The organism is Desmonostoc muscorum LEGE 12446, from assembly GCF_015207005.2.
Taxonomy (GTDB): domain Bacteria; phylum Cyanobacteriota; class Cyanobacteriia; order Cyanobacteriales; family Nostocaceae; genus Nostoc; species Nostoc muscorum.
In genome coordinates this window covers 4,836,070-4,853,990 of sequence record NZ_JADEXS020000001.1, presented here as the reverse complement: position 1 = coordinate 4,853,990, position 17,921 = coordinate 4,836,070, and the positions used below count along the sequence as shown (strand labels likewise).

The window sequence follows — 17,921 nt, the reverse complement described above, 5'->3', positions numbered from 1 at the left end:
AAAATGTCAGGGCAATAACAATGTCTTGGCTAAATTAGCTTGTCTAACAACTGCATAAATACATAAAAAATACGTAACTATTTTAACACAGGTTAACTAAAAAGTAAAACCGAAGTTAAAATTTTTTTTCCCTAAAATTCAGTGCTGATGTGTTTCTGCATCGCTGAATTGAAAATTTTTTCTCATAAGTAGTGGCAAAATTGGTAACTCAATAGTTCAGGTACAGGGTATGAATAATCAATCGATGAATCAAGACCAGAAAATCACAGCGGATATTGACTCAATAAATACCTGTCAGGGGCAAAGGTGGTTAGTAGAGGAACGAGATGCCTGTGGTGTGGGTTTTATTGCTCATCGTCAAAATCATGCCAGCCACGAAATTGTCGAAAAAGCTTTAGCTGCTTTGACCTGCTTAGAACACCGGGGGGGTTGTAGCGCTGACCAAGACTCTGGCGATGGTGCGGGACTATTGACAGCAATTCCTTGGGAGTTGTTTCAAGAAGAATTTGCCCAAAGAAAAAAGGAATTTTCATCTACCAACAATACAGCTGTGGGGATGATATTCTTACCACAAGACCAACAAGCAGCACAAAAAGCTAGGGCAGCAGTTGAGGAAATAGCTGCACAAGAAAAATTGATTGTACTGGGATGGCGAGTAGTACCGGTGCAACCTGATTTGCTGGGGGTACAAGCAAGAGAAAATCAACCCCAAATTGAGCAAGTTTTGTTAGCGTCCGTTGACAAAAGCGGCGATGAACTAGAACGAGAACTATATATTACCCGCCGCCGAATTAGTAAACTTGCAAATAATATTTCAGAAGAATTTTATATTTGCTCCTTATCAAGCCGGACAATTGTCTACAAAGGCATGGTGCGTTCTGCTGTATTGGGAGAATTTTATCAAGATTTAAAAAATCCACTTTACAAAAGTGCCTTTGCTGTCTACCATCGTCGCTTCAGCACCAACACGATGCCCAAATGGCCGCTAGCCCAACCAATGCGGCTTTTGGGTCACAATGGCGAAATCAATACCTTATTGGGTAACATCAACTGGATGATGGCACGAGAAGCTACCTTAAATCATCCAGTATGGGCTATGGGTGCAGGTTCTTTAAAAGAGACTCGCATCAACGAACTCAAGCCATTAGTTCACATTGACAACAGCGATTCAGCTACTTTAGATAATGTGCTGGAATTGCTGGTGCGTTCTGGACGCAGCCCCTTGGAAGCCTTAATGATTATGGTTCCAGAGGCTTACAAAAATCAGCCTTCTTTAAATGACTATCCGGAAATTGTTGATTTCTACGAATATTACAGCGGTTTGCAAGAAGCATGGGACGGCCCGGCACTTTTAGTATTCAGTGATGGTCAAAAAGTTGGGGCGACACTAGATCGCAATGGCTTAAGACCAGCTCGTTACCTGATTACCGAAGATGACTACATTGTTGTAGCTTCCGAAGCTGGAGTAATAGACTTCCCAGAAGCCAAGATTATAGAGAAAGGTAGACTAGGACCAGGGCAAATGATTGCCGTGGATTTAGAAAATCATGAGGTGCTGAAAAATTGGGATATAAAACAGCGCATCGCTAAGCAGCATCCCTATGGAGAATGGCTGCAACAGTACCGTCAAGAATTAAAGTCATTGGCCATTAGTCACACATCAAATGGAAATGGCAATGGCAAAGGACAATCGACAAATGACCAAGGTCTATTGACGATTGACAAACAAACCTTACTTCAGCGTCAAACTGCCTTCGGTTACACCACAGAAGATGTGGACATGGTGATCGAACAAATGGCGATCGCCGGATCAGAACCGACTTTCTGCATGGGAGATGATATTCCCCTAGCAGTATTGTCAGAAAAACCACACTTGCTTTATGACTATTTCAAACAGCGTTTTGCTCAGGTAACCAATCCGGCGATCGATCCCCTACGGGAAAAGCTGGTGATGTCTTTGAAAGTCGAGTTGGGTGAACGGGGTAACTTATTAGATCCAAAGCCAGAATATGCCCGGAGACTGAAACTTGAGTCGCCGGTGTTGAACGAGGCAGAATTAGAGGCGATTAAGCTGTCAGGATTTGCCACAGCCGAGTTATCAACTTTATTTGCGATCGCCACCGGTCCAGAAGGATTAAAAGCTGCCGTCGAGTCTTTACAAGCACAAGCCGCTGAATCAGTGCGGGCAGGTGCAAAGATTTTAATATTAAGCGACCGCCCAAGTGATAGCAGTATTAGCACAGAATACACTTACATTCCTCCCCTACTAGCAGTCGGCGCCGTCCATCACCACCTGATTCGGGAAGGGTTGCGGATGAAAACATCCCTGATTGTCAATACTGCCCAATGCTGGAGTACTCATCACTTTGCTTGTCTCATTGGCTACGGTGCTGGTGCAGTTTGTCCGTATATGGCTTTGGACACAGTGCGCGATTGGTGGTCCGATCCCAGAACTCAAAAATTAATGGAGGGGAAAAAAATACCCACCCTCATCCTAGAGCAAGCTTTAGGAAATTATCGCAAAGCAGTAGAGTCGGGTTTGCTGAAAATCCTCTCCAAGATGGGAATTTCCTTGCTCTCCAGCTATCAAGCAGCCCAAATTTTTGAAGCGATCGGCATCGGTAGGGATTTAATCGAACTGGGATTTCGTGGTACCACTTCCCGCATCGGCGGTTTGAGTGTCAGCGAACTCGCCCTGGAGGTGCTTTCTTTCCACAGCAAAGCTTTCCCAGAACTGACAAACAACAAATTAGAAAACTTGGGCTTTGTGCAGTACCGTGCTAAGGGCGAGTACCACATGAATAGCCCAGAAATGGTAAAGGCGCTGCATAAAGCTTTAGATGGCAACAACTACGACCACTACGAAGTTTACAAAAAACACCTCCAAGGCAGACCAGTAACTGCTTTGCGTGACTTGCTAGATTTCCAAGGCGATCGCCCGTCCATATCTATAGAAGAAGTAGAATCGGTATCTGAAATTGTCCACCGCTTCTGTACTGGTGGCATGTCTTTAGGCGCTTTGTCAAGAGAAGCACATGAAACTTTAGCGATCGCCATGAACCGCATTGGCGGCAAATCTAACTCTGGGGAAGGCGGCGAAGATCCAGTGCGCTATACAGTTTTGGATGACGTAGATGAATCAGGGCATTCGCCAACCCTACCTCATTTAAATGGATTGCGAAATGGCGATCGCGCTTATAGTGCCATTAAGCAAGTTGCATCGGGACGCTTTGGTGTCACCCCAGAGTATTTAGTCAACGCCAAGCAAATTGAAATTAAAATTGCCCAAGGTGCCAAGCCTGGGGAAGGTGGACAACTTCCAGGACCGAAGGTGAGTGAATATATTGCCATGTTAAGGCGATCGAAGCCAGGTGTGACGCTGATTTCGCCACCACCGCACCACGATATTTATTCCATTGAAGACTTAGCACAGCTGATTTTTGACCTACACCAAATTAACCCGAAAGCAAAAGTGTCGGTGAAGCTAGTTGCAGAAGTCGGTATTGGAACGATCGCTGCGGGTGTAGCCAAGGCAAATGCTGATATTATCCAAATTTCTGGTCATGATGGTGGTACGGGTGCATCGCCACTCAGTTCGATTAAACATGCGGGTTCACCTTGGGAACTTGGTTTAAGTGAAGTGCATCGCGTTTTGATGGAAAATAGTTTGCGCGATCGCGTGATTTTACGCGTTGATGGCGGACTGAAGAGTGGCTGGGATGTGGTCATCGGGGCATTGATGGGTGCTGAAGAATTCGGTTTCGGCTCCATTGCGATGATTGCTGAGGGCTGTATCATGGCACGAGTTTGCCACATGAACACCTGCCCTGTGGGTGTTGCGACTCAAAAAGAAGAACTCCGCAAGCGGTTTACAGGAATACCGGAACAAGTTGTCAACTTCTTCTACTTCATTGCCCAAGAAGTGCGGAGTTTGTTAGCACGACTCGGCTACCGTTCTTTGTCAGAAATCATTGGACGTGCAGATTTATTGAAAGTGCGTCCAGAGGTAAAACTTACCAAAACGCGATCGCTAAATCTCAACTGTTTACTTCAGCTACCAGATAGCAAAGAAAATCGTAACTGGTTAGTCCATGAAGAAGTTCACAGCAACGGCGTGGTTTTAGATGACAAATTCCTTGCCGATCCCGACATTCAAGCTGCCATTGATAATCAATCTGCTATTACCAAGACCTTCTCCATAGTCAATACTGATAGAACAGTAGGTACTAGATTAGCAGGAGCGATCGCTTCCCAATACGGTGACAGTGGCTTTGAAGGACAAATTCATCTCAAATTCACAGGTAGTGTTGGGCAAAGCTTTGGGGCTTTCAATCTCCCCGGTATTATTCTCACCTTGGAAGGAGAGGCAAACGACTACGTAGGCAAAGGAATGCATGGTGGCAAAATTATCATCAAACCCCCATCTGATGCCACTTATAATTCATCACAAAACGTCATAGTTGGTAATACCTGTCTTTATGGCGCTACTGGTGGGACATTATTTGCCAACGGCTTAGCAGGAGAACGCTTTGCCGTGAGAAACTCCAAAGGTATCGCAGTGATTGAAGGTGCTGGGGATCACTGCTGTGAGTACATGACTGGTGGTGTAATTGTCGTTCTTGGTAAAGTAGGGCGTAACGTAGCTGCTGGAATGACTGGTGGACTGGCATACTTTTTAGATGAAGACGGTTCATTTCCTGAGTTAGTCAACCCAGAAATTGTCAAAATGCAGCGAGTGATTACCGAAGCGGGTGCAAACCAATTGCAAGAGTTAATCAAAACTCATGTAGAACGAACTGGTTCACCAAAAGCGAAGAAAATTCTGCAAAACTGGCAAGAATTTTTGCCGAAATTCTGGCAGTTGGTTCCGCCTTCTGAAGCTGATAGTCCCCAAGCCAATCCTGAAAACAAAACAACTGAGTTCAGTTTAGTAACTACTAGTCATTAGACTTCTTGCATAAATCAAAATTGAAGAAGAATTCAGAAGTCAGAATTCAGGAGTCAGAATCAAGACGCTCGTTCGCCTTTGGCGTCTCCCTTTGGGAGAAGACTCGCTAACGCTTCGCTATCAGTCGGGGATTGGGACCGGCGCAGGTCTTGTTGACCACCAAATTTTCAATTTGGTGGGAGTCTTAAACCCGGTTATTCATCCGCTTTTTCGGTCAAAAAACATTGCTGAATTCTGACGACTGACGCCTCTATTCTGTTCGATAAAGAACCCCACCCCGCATTTGCTGAAGCAAACGCTCCCCTCCCCTTACCAAGGGGAGGGGTTGGGGGTGGGGTGTTAGGGACTTTTGCAAGAGGTCTATTGACCAATACAGTTCAGTTAAGCTTTTTTCTCTCCCCCTGCTTCCCCTGCTTCCCCTGCCTCCCCTGCCTGCCTTAACAAATAAATTTCCTTAACTGAACCGTATTGGTCTATTGACAAATAATAAAGATCCCCGACTTGTTATAGAAGTCGGGGATCTTTGTTATAACTTCAACGAAATCAATTAGGATTGCCATCTAGCATTTTAGCCAAAAAATATAATTTTAGTTGTTAGTCAATTTAGTGTTGGCCAATAACTTATAATTAATAATTATTATTTTTTGTTAGCAAGCAACTTTATTTCTGTATCTTCAATTTCTAAAAGTTCTGGAACAGTAACAAAACGATAGCCTTGATTTCTAAAGTTACTAATTATTTCCGGTAAAGCTTGCACAGTTCTGGAACGGTTACCACCACCATCATGCATTAGCACAATGCCACCAGGCTTTGAATCTTTAATTACATTATTAATCAACTTTGGGACAGCTGGCAGTTTGTAGTCTATGGAGTCAGCTGACCACATTACGACAGTATATTTTTGGCCTTTGGCATAAGCAACTAGCCCGTTGTGCATCATACCTCCAGGAGGCCGGAACAAAGTTGTTTTAACACCTGTAACTTGATAAATTAAGTCTGTTGTCCGCTCAATTTCAAAGGCAGCCGCTTGTTGATTAAAGGCGTGATACCAGTGATGCCAAGTATGGTTGGCAATCACATGACCTTGAGCTACAATTTCCTTTCCTAATTCTGGATAATTTTTCAGGTTTTGCCCAACAACAAAAAATGTCCCTTTAATGTTATTTGATTTTAAGATATCTAGTACTTGCTTTGTAGTTTGAGGCCAAGGACCATCATCAAAAGTCAGAGCGATGACTTTCTCTGCTTGAGTCAGTTTTGCCGCTTTAACTATCGCCCCTTGAAAACGTGATGGTACGGGGTAGGAGACGCCTTTTACTTGTGCCTGTTGTTGCCAACTCATCAGCATCGCTCCCTTTAATTTCTCAATGCGCTGCTGAGTTCCTGTGTTTGCAGATACATTGTTTACATTGATATTTGGTCTACTCTGAGCTTCGGAAGTATTTGGTCTCAGAAGCATCATCAAACCAACACTAAAAACACCACCCAAGGCAAGCAGCCCAATTAATATTCCTTCTGGCCACAAAAACGACTTATTATTTTCCACTATATAGCTCCTTCAACGATCAAACCATCAGCTACGTATATGACAGTAAGTTCTAGCACAAAATTCTTTAGATATTTAAAAACCGATTGCTTTGTATAATTAATTCTGAACATTAGAATCGAGAAGACAGATTCTACAGCTTTCACTAAAAACTAGATGTTGAATCTCAACTCACTTATAAGCAGTAAAGTCTGCACTTAGGGATTCTGTCCACTAGCTCTAAGAAGGAGCATAATTTAGATGATTAACCACACCTCCTATATAAATCTTCTTAATCAGAGTTTTGAATTAACTGTTCTCTCACCTGGCTGCTAGCTACAGTAGTACTATGCTTTCAGATTGGATACCTTTGCATTAGCTAAGCTGTCAGGGCTACAAGTTGCATGTTTTCCAGGTTAGACATTTGATAGGAAAGTTCTAGATTGACAGCTTAGTGAATTATTTAATTAATGTACAAAACTATTAGCAACGGGTGAGGTATTTTGAAAAAAGACTCTAATCAACTATGTCGTTATAAAATTAATAAAATATATTTTACTGCCTAATGCCATCGCTTCCTTTTTAAGAAAAAATTAAATTTTCAACGGAGAGAATGTTGCTTTATAATTTCTATCAAACAACTAGACGGAAATTATTTAAATATAGTTTCTCATTGCCAAGGGGCACTTAGTCGTTAATCTAGATACTTTTTACTCGTTTAGCAAAAATAATTCTATTGGCAGATTAACTCTATTTTTAATGGTGAGATTTTAGTCAAAATTGCCACTGACTTTTTATCTGCTATCGTTCTTCTTGATAACTAAGGAGGTTCATACATCATTAATATTACAAATTAATATGGTTTGTTACCGTAAAATTACTTAAATAATTCGCATTTTTATCAACAATTTGTTAAAATCTTAATAGTCTGTCACACAACTATTAAAACATTAAACATTGTATTTAAATCAAATGTTTCTTGACTAATTATACTGGACGCAGTTAATTTTTTTGCTGCTCACAGAAAAAACCGACTGTCTATATAGCTTTACAGTCGGCAACTAATTTTTTTAGCAGAAGGAAGCAAAACTGAAAATTATCTAGTAACTTGCCTTATAATTGCAGCAATTAGAATTAGGATTTTTAATTATCTAGGAATCCTAATCGTTATCTTATGTTACTTGAAACGAGCGATAGTTTATTTTCAGCACTCTTGCATAGCTTTGGTAGATGCAATAAATGTATTATTTAATCTATGTATTAATTGGTGAAAAGTTCAGCTTGTTTATTAGTATACCTTTGAAGCCAAAATAATCAAGGTATTTGTTCCACTTCTTTAACTGGCTAAAAATTTCTATGATTCCTCAGGAAAGTGATGCAAAGCAAGAGCGTGCGTCGTTAAAAGTATGGCGTAGTTGGCAGGAAAATCTAATTTTAGTGGCGATCGCTTTATGTTTGGCACTCCTAATTCGGACTTTTATCGCCGAACCTCGTTACATACCTTCTGACTCGATGTTACCTACCTTACATACAGGCGATCGCTTGGTGGTGGAAAAAATCTCCTATCATTTTCACCCCCCCGTAACTGGAGACATTATTGTTTTTGGGCCACCCGCAGAACTACAACGTCGAGGATATCCCAAAGACCAAGCCTTCATCAAACGAGTGATTGGCCAGCCTGGTGAGGTAATTAGTGTTATTCAAGGCAAAGTCTATCTCAACGGTCAATCCATAGCAGAAGACTACATTGCGGAACCAGCAAATCAGCCGTTTCAACCAGTGAAAGTTCCAGAAGACCAATTTTTTGTCATGGGAGATAACCGCAACGACAGTAACGACTCTCGTTATTGGGGCTTTTTACCCAGAAAAAATATCATTGGTCGGGCAACATTTCGCTTTTGGCCTCTTGATCGCATTGGGTTTATTTAATTAGTTAAAACAAGAAGGTAGAATTTCCTTGCAAGACATCTACCTTCTATGGGAACCTGAAGTTAAAAGCGAAGAAAATACATTAGTTGAGCGATCGCATCACCAGGTAGCTCTAACCGTCGCTGGAAATCAGCCAGGTTATGATAAGGCCCAGCAGATTGACGATTTTGCACCACTGCTTGTGCTAAAGACAAATCGATAAAGGGAATTTGTGCTAAATTTTCAACTGTTGCTGTGTTCGGATTAACTAAATTTGTCGGATGAACTAAAGATTCGTGGTCATAATAACTAAAATTTAATAGAGGTTTTAATGGTTCAAGTCGCGGTGCTGGCATACCCAAAGCCGCAGCGATATCTTCAACACAGTAAAATTTCACACCTGAACGTGAAAGTTCCACAAGCGATCGCGCTTGGTGAATTGACAAACCTGGTAGGCGTAACCAATCATCTACAGTTGCTTGATTAGCATCAATGCGGATACCTAATTTTGCCGCGATCTGAATTTCTTCGCCAGATTGCAGGCGATAGTAGGGATCGTTGAGCAGCTTGGCACGGAGTTTTTGCAGCTTCAAATTTAAAGGTAGCCAATTGTTCATGATTGTCGCTCACCTCAAGAAATCTGGTCTAGCAGTTGGCGGCGTTTTTGCTCAAATTCATATTCTGAAATTAGTCCATCTTGGCGTAGAGCATCTAATTCTCGCATTGCATCAGCAACTGCTCCTACCTGATTACTCACGCGCTGTGAATTCCTCGTAGCTGACTTGCCTAGATTAAAATTGCGATCGAAAGCTTCTTCATCTTGGGCTAAATACCAAACTCCTTCAATAGCACTAGCTACCTTGGGGATAGGCGTCCAGGAAAGCAACACGTACAAAATACCCCATAGGTGCTGTCCCAGATAAAATTTATGTAATCCGGAAATTGTCAGCGTGCCAGAAAAAGCTAGAACAGCGGCAACACTTCGGCTTTTGCGCTTAGTCAACATATTTCTAAAAAATATACCAGTACCACAGTTCCTACAATAAGACAGCCATCAGTAATTCCAAATTTCAAATCCAGAAATACAATGGTGGCAACTATCCTGACTATATTGCTAAATTTTTACTTAAATAGTGGCCATATAATTTTATTTTAGTCAACTCCTCTACCTTGCCTTTGTGACTTTTGGGTGGAAAGTCCCAGGATTTAGCGTCTGAGAAGAAACTTGAGTAAGTGTCACATGAGTGTGCATTGAGCTTTGATGCTAATTTTCAGTTTTTAAGCGATCGGATTACTACGATGTCACAGACTTTCCTACCGCCGAAATGGCTTGAACAGCTTTGCGATCCTTATGCTGTGCTAGGAATTTCTGTGACTGCTGACGATCGCCAGATTCTCAAACGCTATCACACTTTAGCAAAACTGCTACATCCCGATCGCCATACCAAAAGCAGCAAAAAAGACCAAGAATTAGCAACGGCAATATTTAGCCATTTAATCAACCCAGCCTATGAACAGTTGAAAAATCAACACAAGCGCTTTAGCGCCATAACTATGCTGTTGTCACAAGCAAGAGTCCTCAAGCAGCAAGCTTTGTCTTCTGAAAGTACCATAGTCCAGGAAATTCGGGAAATGTCTCCACCCCAAGCAGAGTTATTTTACGAAGAAGCGATCGCTTGCTATGCAGAAGCTCAATACAAATCACTACATCAGTTTTATCAAGTAACGCGACAAATTAGTACACTGAATTTAGCTTACTTACAGTTGCATAAATCTCATCTTTTGCTACCTCAAGAACCTCTCTCCATCATTCCTAAGGTAGAAGTCAAGCCAGTTGAATTGACATTATGTGAAAAAACTAATGTCAAACCAGTTTTGAAAAACTACGCTCAACGTCACTACGAGCGAGCTATTGAGTATACTAAATTAACCAAATGGACGTTAGCTGTGCAAGAACTCCGCGATGCCATCAAGTTAGAGCCGAATAACAGTGATTATCACGCGTTATTAGGTTTTGTACATCTCCAACAGAAATTACTAGGGATGGCCAGGGTTTACATCAGTCAAGCATTAAAACTTAACCCACAACATTCACTAGCTTTGAAATGCGCTACTAGATTGAAAATTCAACCCGGTGAAAACGCTAATCCGAAATCAATTGCCAAAGCTTTGAGTATTGCGGCTTTATTAAGTGGTTTTAGAGACGGCAAACGTTCTCAAGTCAAGTGTTGAAATTTCGGCAAGAAACCGTACTCAAACCGAAGCTTGTCCACTAGATTACTCTCCTAGACTAGAATAAAAATAGAAGTCAATCAATTTTGGATTTTTGATTGGTGATTTTGGATTGAAACAGACCACTCTGGATAGGGGCTTGATAGCGCAGCGTAAAGCCTTCTCTACGAGAGGCAACGCCTTCGGCATGGCTTCTTTATGAGACGCTACGCGAACGCTTAGAGCGAGTCCTTGAGCGTCGGACTTGAAATTGGGGATGAAAGGATTTGTTCTGCCTAATCAGGCCGGGACATCTAGCTTGTTTCTCCGTTAGCTTAGCGTTACGTAGGAAAGGAGTACCCAAGTAATTTTTAATCTAAAATCTAAAATCTAAAATCTAAAATCGGCAGGCTCAAACTATTAAGCTGCTGAGTGTGGGCGCTCAGTTTTATATAGGGAACATGGGATTCTTCGATTCTGAGATAGTTCAGCAAGAAGCAAAGCAGTTGTTTGATGATTATCAAGCACTTATCAAGCTTGGCAACGGCTACGGTAAATTTGACCGTGAGGGCAAAAAGCTGTTTATTGAGCAAATGGAAGCAATGATGGATCGGTATCGCATCTTTATGAAGCGCTTCGAGCTATCAGAAGATTTCATGGCACAAATGACAGTAGAGCAACTGAAAACCCAGTTAGGCCAGTTCGGTGTCACCCCCCAACAAATGTTTGACCAAATGCACCTCACTTTAGAACGGATGAAAGCCGAGCTAGAGAAACAGCCCTAGTCAATCAGGACTTACGCAACTGGCACAAATAGCGGGCAGGGCGCAGCCCTGACAGGCGACAATTTAAATCAAACCAAGCACATAAGAATACTTGGGCGTTTCAGTTGCTGAATTAAATAATTAGAAAGCAAGTTATGCTTGATTTGATAAATAGTTTGACCAGTTGTATAGGCTAAATTCTTTAACCTAACCCAAACTAACATTGCACAAGCGATATGATTTCTTTGAAGCCTAGCTTTCCGACATTGGCAAAATTCAATCCCAGTTAATTGTTTAATTTCTCTGTGAAACTCCTCGATTTTCCAACGAATTTTACACACCTCTTGTACAACATCCGTGGAACTTTGAGATAAATCGTTAGTTGCGACATAATCCGTTCTGTTGGTAGAAACAGTAACCCGGAATAGTTTCACTTTTTTATTAGCTGGGAACCCTTTAATTTTGATTATCTTACCACAATCTAATTCTTCTTGACTCCATTCTAATAATTCAATACGTTTATATTTTGCTTGACCAAATGTATCATCAACTAACCGATTGTCTTTTAAAGGGCAATAATAAATTTTGTCTAAGCTATCAATATATAGCATTAAACTGTGTACCGCATACCATGTATCCATCAAAACAGTATCAAATGGTAAAAGCTTATGATACACAAGGCTTTGGAGCATGTCTTTCACATGGTCTATCTTGGTTTTGCCATCGACATCAGGATTAAAAATTCGATAATCTATGACCCAAAATCTTTGAAGTGTAGGGTTGACATACACGCAGCTAACTACGCCAATGCCTTTAAGGACACCATGCTCATTACCACTATATTGTCTTCTGACTATTTCTATTTCTTCAGAATACCTTTTATCTAAAATGCTATCATCAAATATTATGTAACCATTGTCATCAGGCTCAACTACCTCTTTCACGTTATCCCATAGTAAACGAGGTGTTAATTTTTCTCTTTTCAAATAATAGTTAATTGTATCATGGCTAATACTCTCTAAATGCTCTGCCAAATTGGTAATGGTATAATTAATTTGGCTACTAAGTAGATACTGGCAATAATCTAATTTAGTAAACTTCATATTCAAAAGTATTCGTTACAGTAGCCTGAGCAGCAGCCCAAAAATTTGGTGTGAAAAGGAACAATTTACATTTGTACTCTAGTTCATTTCATCTGCATTTTTATAGTACTTTAGTACTATTTGTTAGCGATCGCATTGTGCCAGTTGCGTAAGTCCTGTCAATTTTAGATTTTAAATTTGGGATTTTGGATTGGCAATTAATCCAAAATCTAGAATCTAAAATCCAAAATTATTGTGACTTGGGACGAGGAAACTGGGAAGGTGACTTGAAGTTTTCTACTGGTACATTTTTGAGTGCCTTTTCCATAAAATCTTTCCAAATAGGAGCAACCATACCGCCACCTGTAGCACGGCTAGCTAATTGTCTGTTGTCGTCTCTCCCCACCCAGACAGCAGTAGTTAACTGTGGCACAGTGCCAACATACCAAATATCCTTTTCTGAGGAAGTTGTACCTGTCTTGCCAGCGCTGGGACGATTTATGGCAGCACCTTTACCTGTACCACTAGTAACTACCGTTCGCATCACATCGACAATGGCTGCTGAAGCCCAAGGGTCTAGAACTAGCTGGGGTTTAGGGGTATTATCTAGTAATACGTTACCACTACTATCGCTGACACGGGCAATTACAGTCGTTGGCGACTGCCAGCCATAATTAGCAAAGGTAGCATAGGCACTAGCCATTTCCAAGGGAGTGACACCAATTGCACCCAGAGGTAGTGAAGTCACAGGTTCCATTGGACTCATAATGCCCAAGGTACGGCAGGTTTCTATGACTCTATTCATCCCTATAGACTTACCGAGTTTGATCACGGGAATGTTGCGTGACTGAGCTAAAGCTGTGCGGATTGGCATAGGACCGCTAAAACCCCCATCATAATTTCTGGGAAAGTACCGACCATTACCATCTTGATAGCTGACTGGAGAATCTATTACTATTGTGTCTGGTCCATATTTCCCAGTAGCAAAAGCAGCATAATAGACAAAGGGTTTAAAAGAAGATCCAGGCTGTCGTTGAGCTTGAGTTGCCCGATTGAACTCACTGACTTTAGGATCTACACCACCCACCAGTGCTTTGATAAAATGCGTGCGCGGATCAATTGCCACCAAAGCGATTTGATTCTTCGATAATCCCTGCCCCAGCAGTGATTTATGCCACTTGACGACAGTTTCCTCTGCCATCGTTTGGAAATTGGCGTCAACTGTAGTTTGCACCCGCATTCCGCCCTTGAGTAGTGCCTCACGCCCAAACTTCTTAGCCAACTCCTGCGCTACAGTATTGGTTATATAAGGTAGGGCACTACCTTGAAAGGATTTGATTTTACCAAGTTTAATTTCTTGCTTGAGGGCATCGTCGTACTCTTGCTGGTTGATCCAATTCAATTCCAGCATTCGTCCCAGCACTTCTTTTTGTTTCTGTTTTGCCAGCTTCATGCTGGCAAAGGGGCTGAATTCTTCTGGTGCTTGAATCAAACCCGCCATCATTGCTGACTCACCCAAGCTTAAATATTCTGCTGATTTATTAAAGTAACTGCGTGCCGCCGTCTGTACACCATAATTATTATGACCCCAATAAACTTGATTGAGGTACATTTCTAAAATTTGATCTTTGGTGAGAATTTGCTCTAACCGAATTGCCAGCACACCTTCTGCTAACTTCCGGGTAAAGGCACGCTTGCGAGTCAAAAATAGGTTTTTTACCAATTGCATGGTAACAGTAGAGCCACCCTCTTTGACTCCACCTGCTACAGCGTTAACTACTACAGCACGTCCAACACCAGTGGGGTTAATCCCGTGGTGATCGTAGAAGTGGCTATCTTCACTTGCCAATACTGCCCGTTTGAGATTCGGGGAAATCCGATCCAGGGGAACTACTTCCCGATTGGCTTCTCCGTGGACACTGGCTAAGAGTTTACCTTTAATGTCATAAATGTAAGTTGTTTCTGAGGGAAAGAAGTTGCGTAGCTGTCTTACATCTGGCAAATTACGGAAACTAATCGCTAAACCAACCAGTCCTCCGGCTACAATGGAACTTGCCAGCATGGTGATTGAAAGAAGAGTGCCGCCAGTTACCTGACCAACTCCTTTCAAAAACTCAAAACCTGATGAAGCCCGACGTTGTGGCTGTTTCTCTTCAAAAGTCCTAGACGACGACACGGCGATTTCACTTCCTCACTTGTAAATTTAACTGTAATTCATTGGGCGAAGCAAGGCGGTTAATTTTTTGCAATTATAGTAGTTTGGCAGATGAGAAAGTGGATAAATTGCAAGTGTTTATAACCAACTTAACTTCTAGTGTACAAAGCATAGCTAACAGTGGATTTTCTAGTATGACGCCAGATATGAATTGGCTGAATCGTGGTGTAGTAGAAGTTTTCCCACAACCAGTTGATGTTAACAGTGAAAGTCTAGAAAGGCGCTTATTAACTACAAACCAACCTTTGAGGGTCAAATTGGGCATTGACCCTACTGGTACTGATATCCATCTAGGTCATAGCATACCAGTACGAAAACTGCGAGCTTTTCAAGATGCTGGTCATATAGCAGTTCTAATTATTGGCGATTTTACAGCACGCATTGGCGATCCGACTGGTAAATCTGAGGTGCGTCGTCAGCTTACAGAAGCAGACGTAGCCCAAAATGCCCAGACTTATCTTGACCAAGTACGTCCTATCTTGGATTTTGACACACCAGGAAGGTTAGAGGTGCGCTATAACTCCGAATGGCTTTCCCAGCTGAACTTAGAGAAAATTTTGGAGTTACTTTCCACGATGACTGTCGGGCAAATGTTGGCTAAAGAGGGATTTGCCGATCGCTATAAAAAAGAGAATCCGATTTTTATCCATGAGTTCCTGTACCCGTTGATGCAAGGTTTTGATTCGGTTGCAGTTGAGGCAGATGTGGAATTAGGAGGGACTGATCAGAAATTTAACATTGCTGTGGGCAGAGATTTACAGCGCCATTTTGGTCAAAAGCCACAATTTGGGATGCTGCTGCCAATTTTGATTGGCACAGATGGCGTGCAAAAAATGTCCAAGTCCTTAGGTAATTATATTGGGTTATCAGAACACCAAGGACAGAAGTATCAGAAGTTACAAGGAATACCAGATAATCTACTAGAGCAGTATTTTGAACTGTTGACAGATTTACCTTTAGATCAATTGCCAGAAAATCCCCGCGATCGCCAGACACTTTTGGCGTGGGAAGTTGTTAAACAGTACCACGGCGAAACGGCAGCCCAAGAAGCTAAAGAAGCTGCCGAAAGCGGCGGTAAGGAAGGTGCAGTTCCAGAATTTTCTCTGGCTGGGGTGTCCCAATTTCCCGTAAAGTTAGCCTATCTTCTCAATGTCACTGGTTTGTGTAAAAGTACAGGGGAAGGCAAGCGGAAAATTCAAGAAGGTGGAGTGCGTTTAGATGGCGATCGCATTTCTGATGTCGATACCACTTTTGCTACTGCTACTGATTTACAAGGTAAAGTTTTACAAGTTGGCAAAAACAAGTTTGTGCGTTTAGTGCTTTAGATGGGGAGTAGGGAATGGGGAGTGGGGAATCGGCAAAACAACGTGTGATCGTGGCTTTGGATGTGCCAGACAAAGAAAGTGCGATCGCCCTTGTGGATCGACTTGAGGATGTTACTTTCTTCAAAGTAGGCTTGGAGTTGTTTACCAGCACTGGACCGAAAATTCTGGAAATACTCAAGTCTAAGCAAAAGCGCATTTTTCTCGATTTAAAGTTTGACGACATCCCCAACACTGTTGCTGGTGCTTGCCGTAGTGCAGCTCGGTATGGGGTGGATTTATTGACAATTCATGCCACATGTGGTAGAGAAGCTCTCAAAGCTGCAACTGAGGCGGCACATCAAGGGGCTGGCCAAGTGGGTGTAAAACCACCTAAATTAATAGCGATTACTTTGCTAACAAGCATTTCTTCGAGGCAGTTGGCATTTGACTTGAAAATTCCCTTAGAATTGCCAGAATACGCTCTAGAAATGGCACTGATGGCGCAAGAGTCGGGGTTGGATGGAGTAGTGTGTTCGCCCCAAGAAGTAGCACAACTACGGCAAACTTGTGGAGATAACTTTTTGCTAGTTTGTCCGGGTGTGAGACCGACTTGGGCTGATATTGGCGATCAAAAGCGATCGCTCACTCCTTTCCAAGCTATCAGTGCTGGGGCAGATTATCTAGTGATTGGGCGTCCCATCACTACTGCTGCTGACCCTGAGTTAGCTTGGAAGAGAATTTGTGAGGAATTGAGTGCGATCGCATGAAGGTAGAAATCAGAAATCAAATTTATGGCTTGTGGCTCCTAGTTTGTGGTTTCTGGTTTGTAACACCAAACATCTTCAATAACTCAGCATTCGCGGAGAATTTCACCCCTAACCCCTCTTTGCTAGCACAGAGGGGAAACATCAACATTGGGGTAAAATCTTCGTGTTCTGAGCAAGATTTAGAAATATTGACTACACAGTTATTGCAAGATTTACCTAGTTACACCAACCGCGCTAGTCAACGCGCCCGCCGTCGCAGCCGCAGCAGTGACTTATATAGTTATATGTTGGTAGCAGGAAGACCTGAGTTTACTCCCCTACCCCTTAACCTTGAAGAATATAGTAAAGACGCCCCTGAAAGTTCTGCATCAGGAGTTGAGCAAGTATTTTTTACTACCTTAGAACGCCAGTATATAAGTAAGAAAGCGGTAGAATTACAAGAATTTCACTGGCTATTGTTGACTAAAACTAAAAGTGGTTGGCGTGTAGTGATGATGTTTACTCAAACTGGTTCCTATTCAGAAAAGCAAGCACTATCCCCGCCACGTGATAGTAGTAATGGTGCGATCGCTCAAGGAGTCAAAGCTTGGTTACGCGATTGTCAAGCGGGAAGTGTGCGTAACCGGACAATGAAGCCTGGGGTTTAATTCTACCAATTTTCAGTTTAGTCACAGCTACTACTGCCGGAATCACAGCTACTACTGCCGGAATCACAGCTACTACTGCCAGAATCACAGCTACTACTGCCGGAATCACAGCTACTACTGCCAGAATCATAGCTACTACTGCCGGAATCATAGCTACTACTGCCGGAATCATAGCTACTATTGGAGTTGTAGTTACTGCTGTTAAAGTTATAGTCACTACTAGGGTTATATATCTGAGCATCACCAACAGATGAACTACTGGTGCTATTACTAGAAGAGTTACTAAAGTAGCCTCTACTGCTTTTATGGGAACTCTTTTTAGTGGGTGAAGCAGCACCTTTGATGAGAGCTATAAAGCCCAGGACAATCAGTAAAAATACGATCAAGCTCCACATAGTTCCTCTCCTGTGCTAATCTTCTCAAGATTAATAGGCTGACGAAAATCCGAGTATAACTTCAGTCGTGTCAACCATTTTTCCGGATTTCATGAAGCTTGAAAGGTACTATTTAATTGTCACGCAAAATATACGCAAAAAATGTATAATCTTTA

At 42.1% G+C, this 17,921-nt stretch carries 13 protein-coding genes; 7 read left to right on the top strand and 6 right to left on the bottom strand.

Features of this window, described 5'->3' with window-relative positions; genetic code table 11:
* Window positions 1–229: 229 nt before the first annotated feature.
* A complete protein-coding gene (gltB, locus tag IQ276_RS20665; RefSeq protein WP_193913822.1) occupies window positions 230–4,948 on the top strand; it encodes a glutamate synthase large subunit in 4,719 nt (1,572 codons plus the stop codon).
* Between the two features lie 637 nt (window positions 4,949–5,585).
* Here gltB and IQ276_RS20660 read toward each other — a convergent pair.
* Entirely contained in the window at window positions 5,586–6,494 is a 909-nt protein-coding gene (locus IQ276_RS20660) for a polysaccharide deacetylase family protein (RefSeq protein ID WP_193921629.1), read from the bottom strand.
* Window positions 6,495–7,829: 1,335 nt separating this feature from the next.
* On the opposite strand from IQ276_RS20660, the gene lepB reads away from it, so the two are divergent.
* Entirely contained in the window at window positions 7,830–8,402 is a 573-nt protein-coding gene (lepB, locus tag IQ276_RS20655) for a signal peptidase I (RefSeq protein WP_193921627.1), read from the top strand.
* 62 nt (window positions 8,403–8,464) lie between these two features.
* Here the strand turns inward: lepB and IQ276_RS20650 are convergent, their stop codons facing one another.
* Together IQ276_RS20650 and IQ276_RS20645 are read right to left on the bottom strand one after the other, a co-directional pair.
* Window positions 8,465–8,998 carry a ComEA family DNA-binding protein gene (locus IQ276_RS20650; protein ID WP_193921625.1) on the bottom strand — a complete coding sequence of 178 codons (534 nt, stop codon included), beginning with the start codon at window positions 8,996–8,998 and terminating at the stop codon, window positions 8,465–8,467.
* Between the two features lie 14 nt (window positions 8,999–9,012).
* Entirely contained in the window at window positions 9,013–9,387 is a 375-nt protein-coding gene (locus IQ276_RS20645; protein WP_193921623.1) for an NINE protein, read from the bottom strand.
* A gap of 227 nt (window positions 9,388–9,614) precedes the next feature.
* On the opposite strand from IQ276_RS20645, the gene IQ276_RS20640 reads away from it, so the two are divergent.
* Together IQ276_RS20640 and IQ276_RS20635 are read left to right on the top strand one after the other, a co-directional pair.
* On the top strand, window positions 9,615–10,613 hold the full coding sequence (locus IQ276_RS20640; protein WP_309245600.1) for a DnaJ domain-containing protein: 999 nt from the start codon (window positions 9,615–9,617) through the stop codon (window positions 10,611–10,613).
* A 440-nt stretch (window positions 10,614–11,053) separates the two neighbouring features.
* On the top strand, window positions 11,054–11,377 hold the full coding sequence (locus IQ276_RS20635) for a DUF1825 family protein (protein ID WP_073641199.1): 324 nt from the start codon (window positions 11,054–11,056) through the stop codon (window positions 11,375–11,377).
* A gap of 68 nt (window positions 11,378–11,445) precedes the next feature.
* On the opposite strand, the gene IQ276_RS20630 is transcribed toward IQ276_RS20635, so the two are convergent.
* Together IQ276_RS20630 and IQ276_RS20625 are read right to left on the bottom strand one after the other, a co-directional pair.
* Window positions 11,446–12,459, bottom strand: a complete 1,014-nt coding sequence (locus tag IQ276_RS20630; RefSeq protein ID WP_193926053.1) for an IS701 family transposase — start codon at window positions 12,457–12,459, stop codon at window positions 11,446–11,448.
* Between the two features lie 229 nt (window positions 12,460–12,688).
* Window positions 12,689–14,614: a transglycosylase domain-containing protein gene (locus IQ276_RS20625; RefSeq protein ID WP_193918330.1), complete on the bottom strand. Its 1,926-nt coding sequence runs from the start codon at window positions 14,612–14,614 to the stop codon at window positions 12,689–12,691.
* A gap of 173 nt (window positions 14,615–14,787) precedes the next feature.
* Here IQ276_RS20625 and tyrS point away from each other — a divergent pair, with 173 nt between their 5' ends.
* The 3 genes from tyrS to IQ276_RS20610 are packed head-to-tail and all read left to right on the top strand — an operon-like array spanning window position 14,788 to window position 17,371.
* Window positions 14,788–15,978, top strand: coding sequence for a tyrosine--tRNA ligase (tyrS, locus tag IQ276_RS20620; RefSeq protein ID WP_235116334.1), 1,191 nt, complete (start codon window positions 14,788–14,790; stop codon window positions 15,976–15,978).
* A gap of 14 nt (window positions 15,979–15,992) precedes the next feature.
* Window positions 15,993–16,724 carry an orotidine-5'-phosphate decarboxylase gene (gene pyrF / locus IQ276_RS20615; RefSeq protein WP_193918332.1) on the top strand — a complete coding sequence of 244 codons (732 nt, stop codon included), beginning with the start codon at window positions 15,993–15,995 and terminating at the stop codon, window positions 16,722–16,724.
* Window positions 16,721–17,371: a hypothetical protein gene (locus IQ276_RS20610; RefSeq protein ID WP_193918335.1), complete on the top strand. Its 651-nt coding sequence runs from the start codon at window positions 16,721–16,723 to the stop codon at window positions 17,369–17,371. The genes pyrF and IQ276_RS20610 overlap by 4 nt, the downstream gene beginning before the upstream one ends.
* A gap of 17 nt (window positions 17,372–17,388) precedes the next feature.
* Here IQ276_RS20610 and IQ276_RS20605 read toward each other — a convergent pair whose 3' ends face one another.
* Window positions 17,389–17,766 (bottom strand): RNA-binding protein, encoded by a 378-nt coding sequence (locus tag IQ276_RS20605; RefSeq protein WP_193918337.1) that lies wholly within the window; start codon window positions 17,764–17,766, stop codon window positions 17,389–17,391.
* Between the last annotated feature and the right edge of the window lie 155 nt (window positions 17,767–17,921).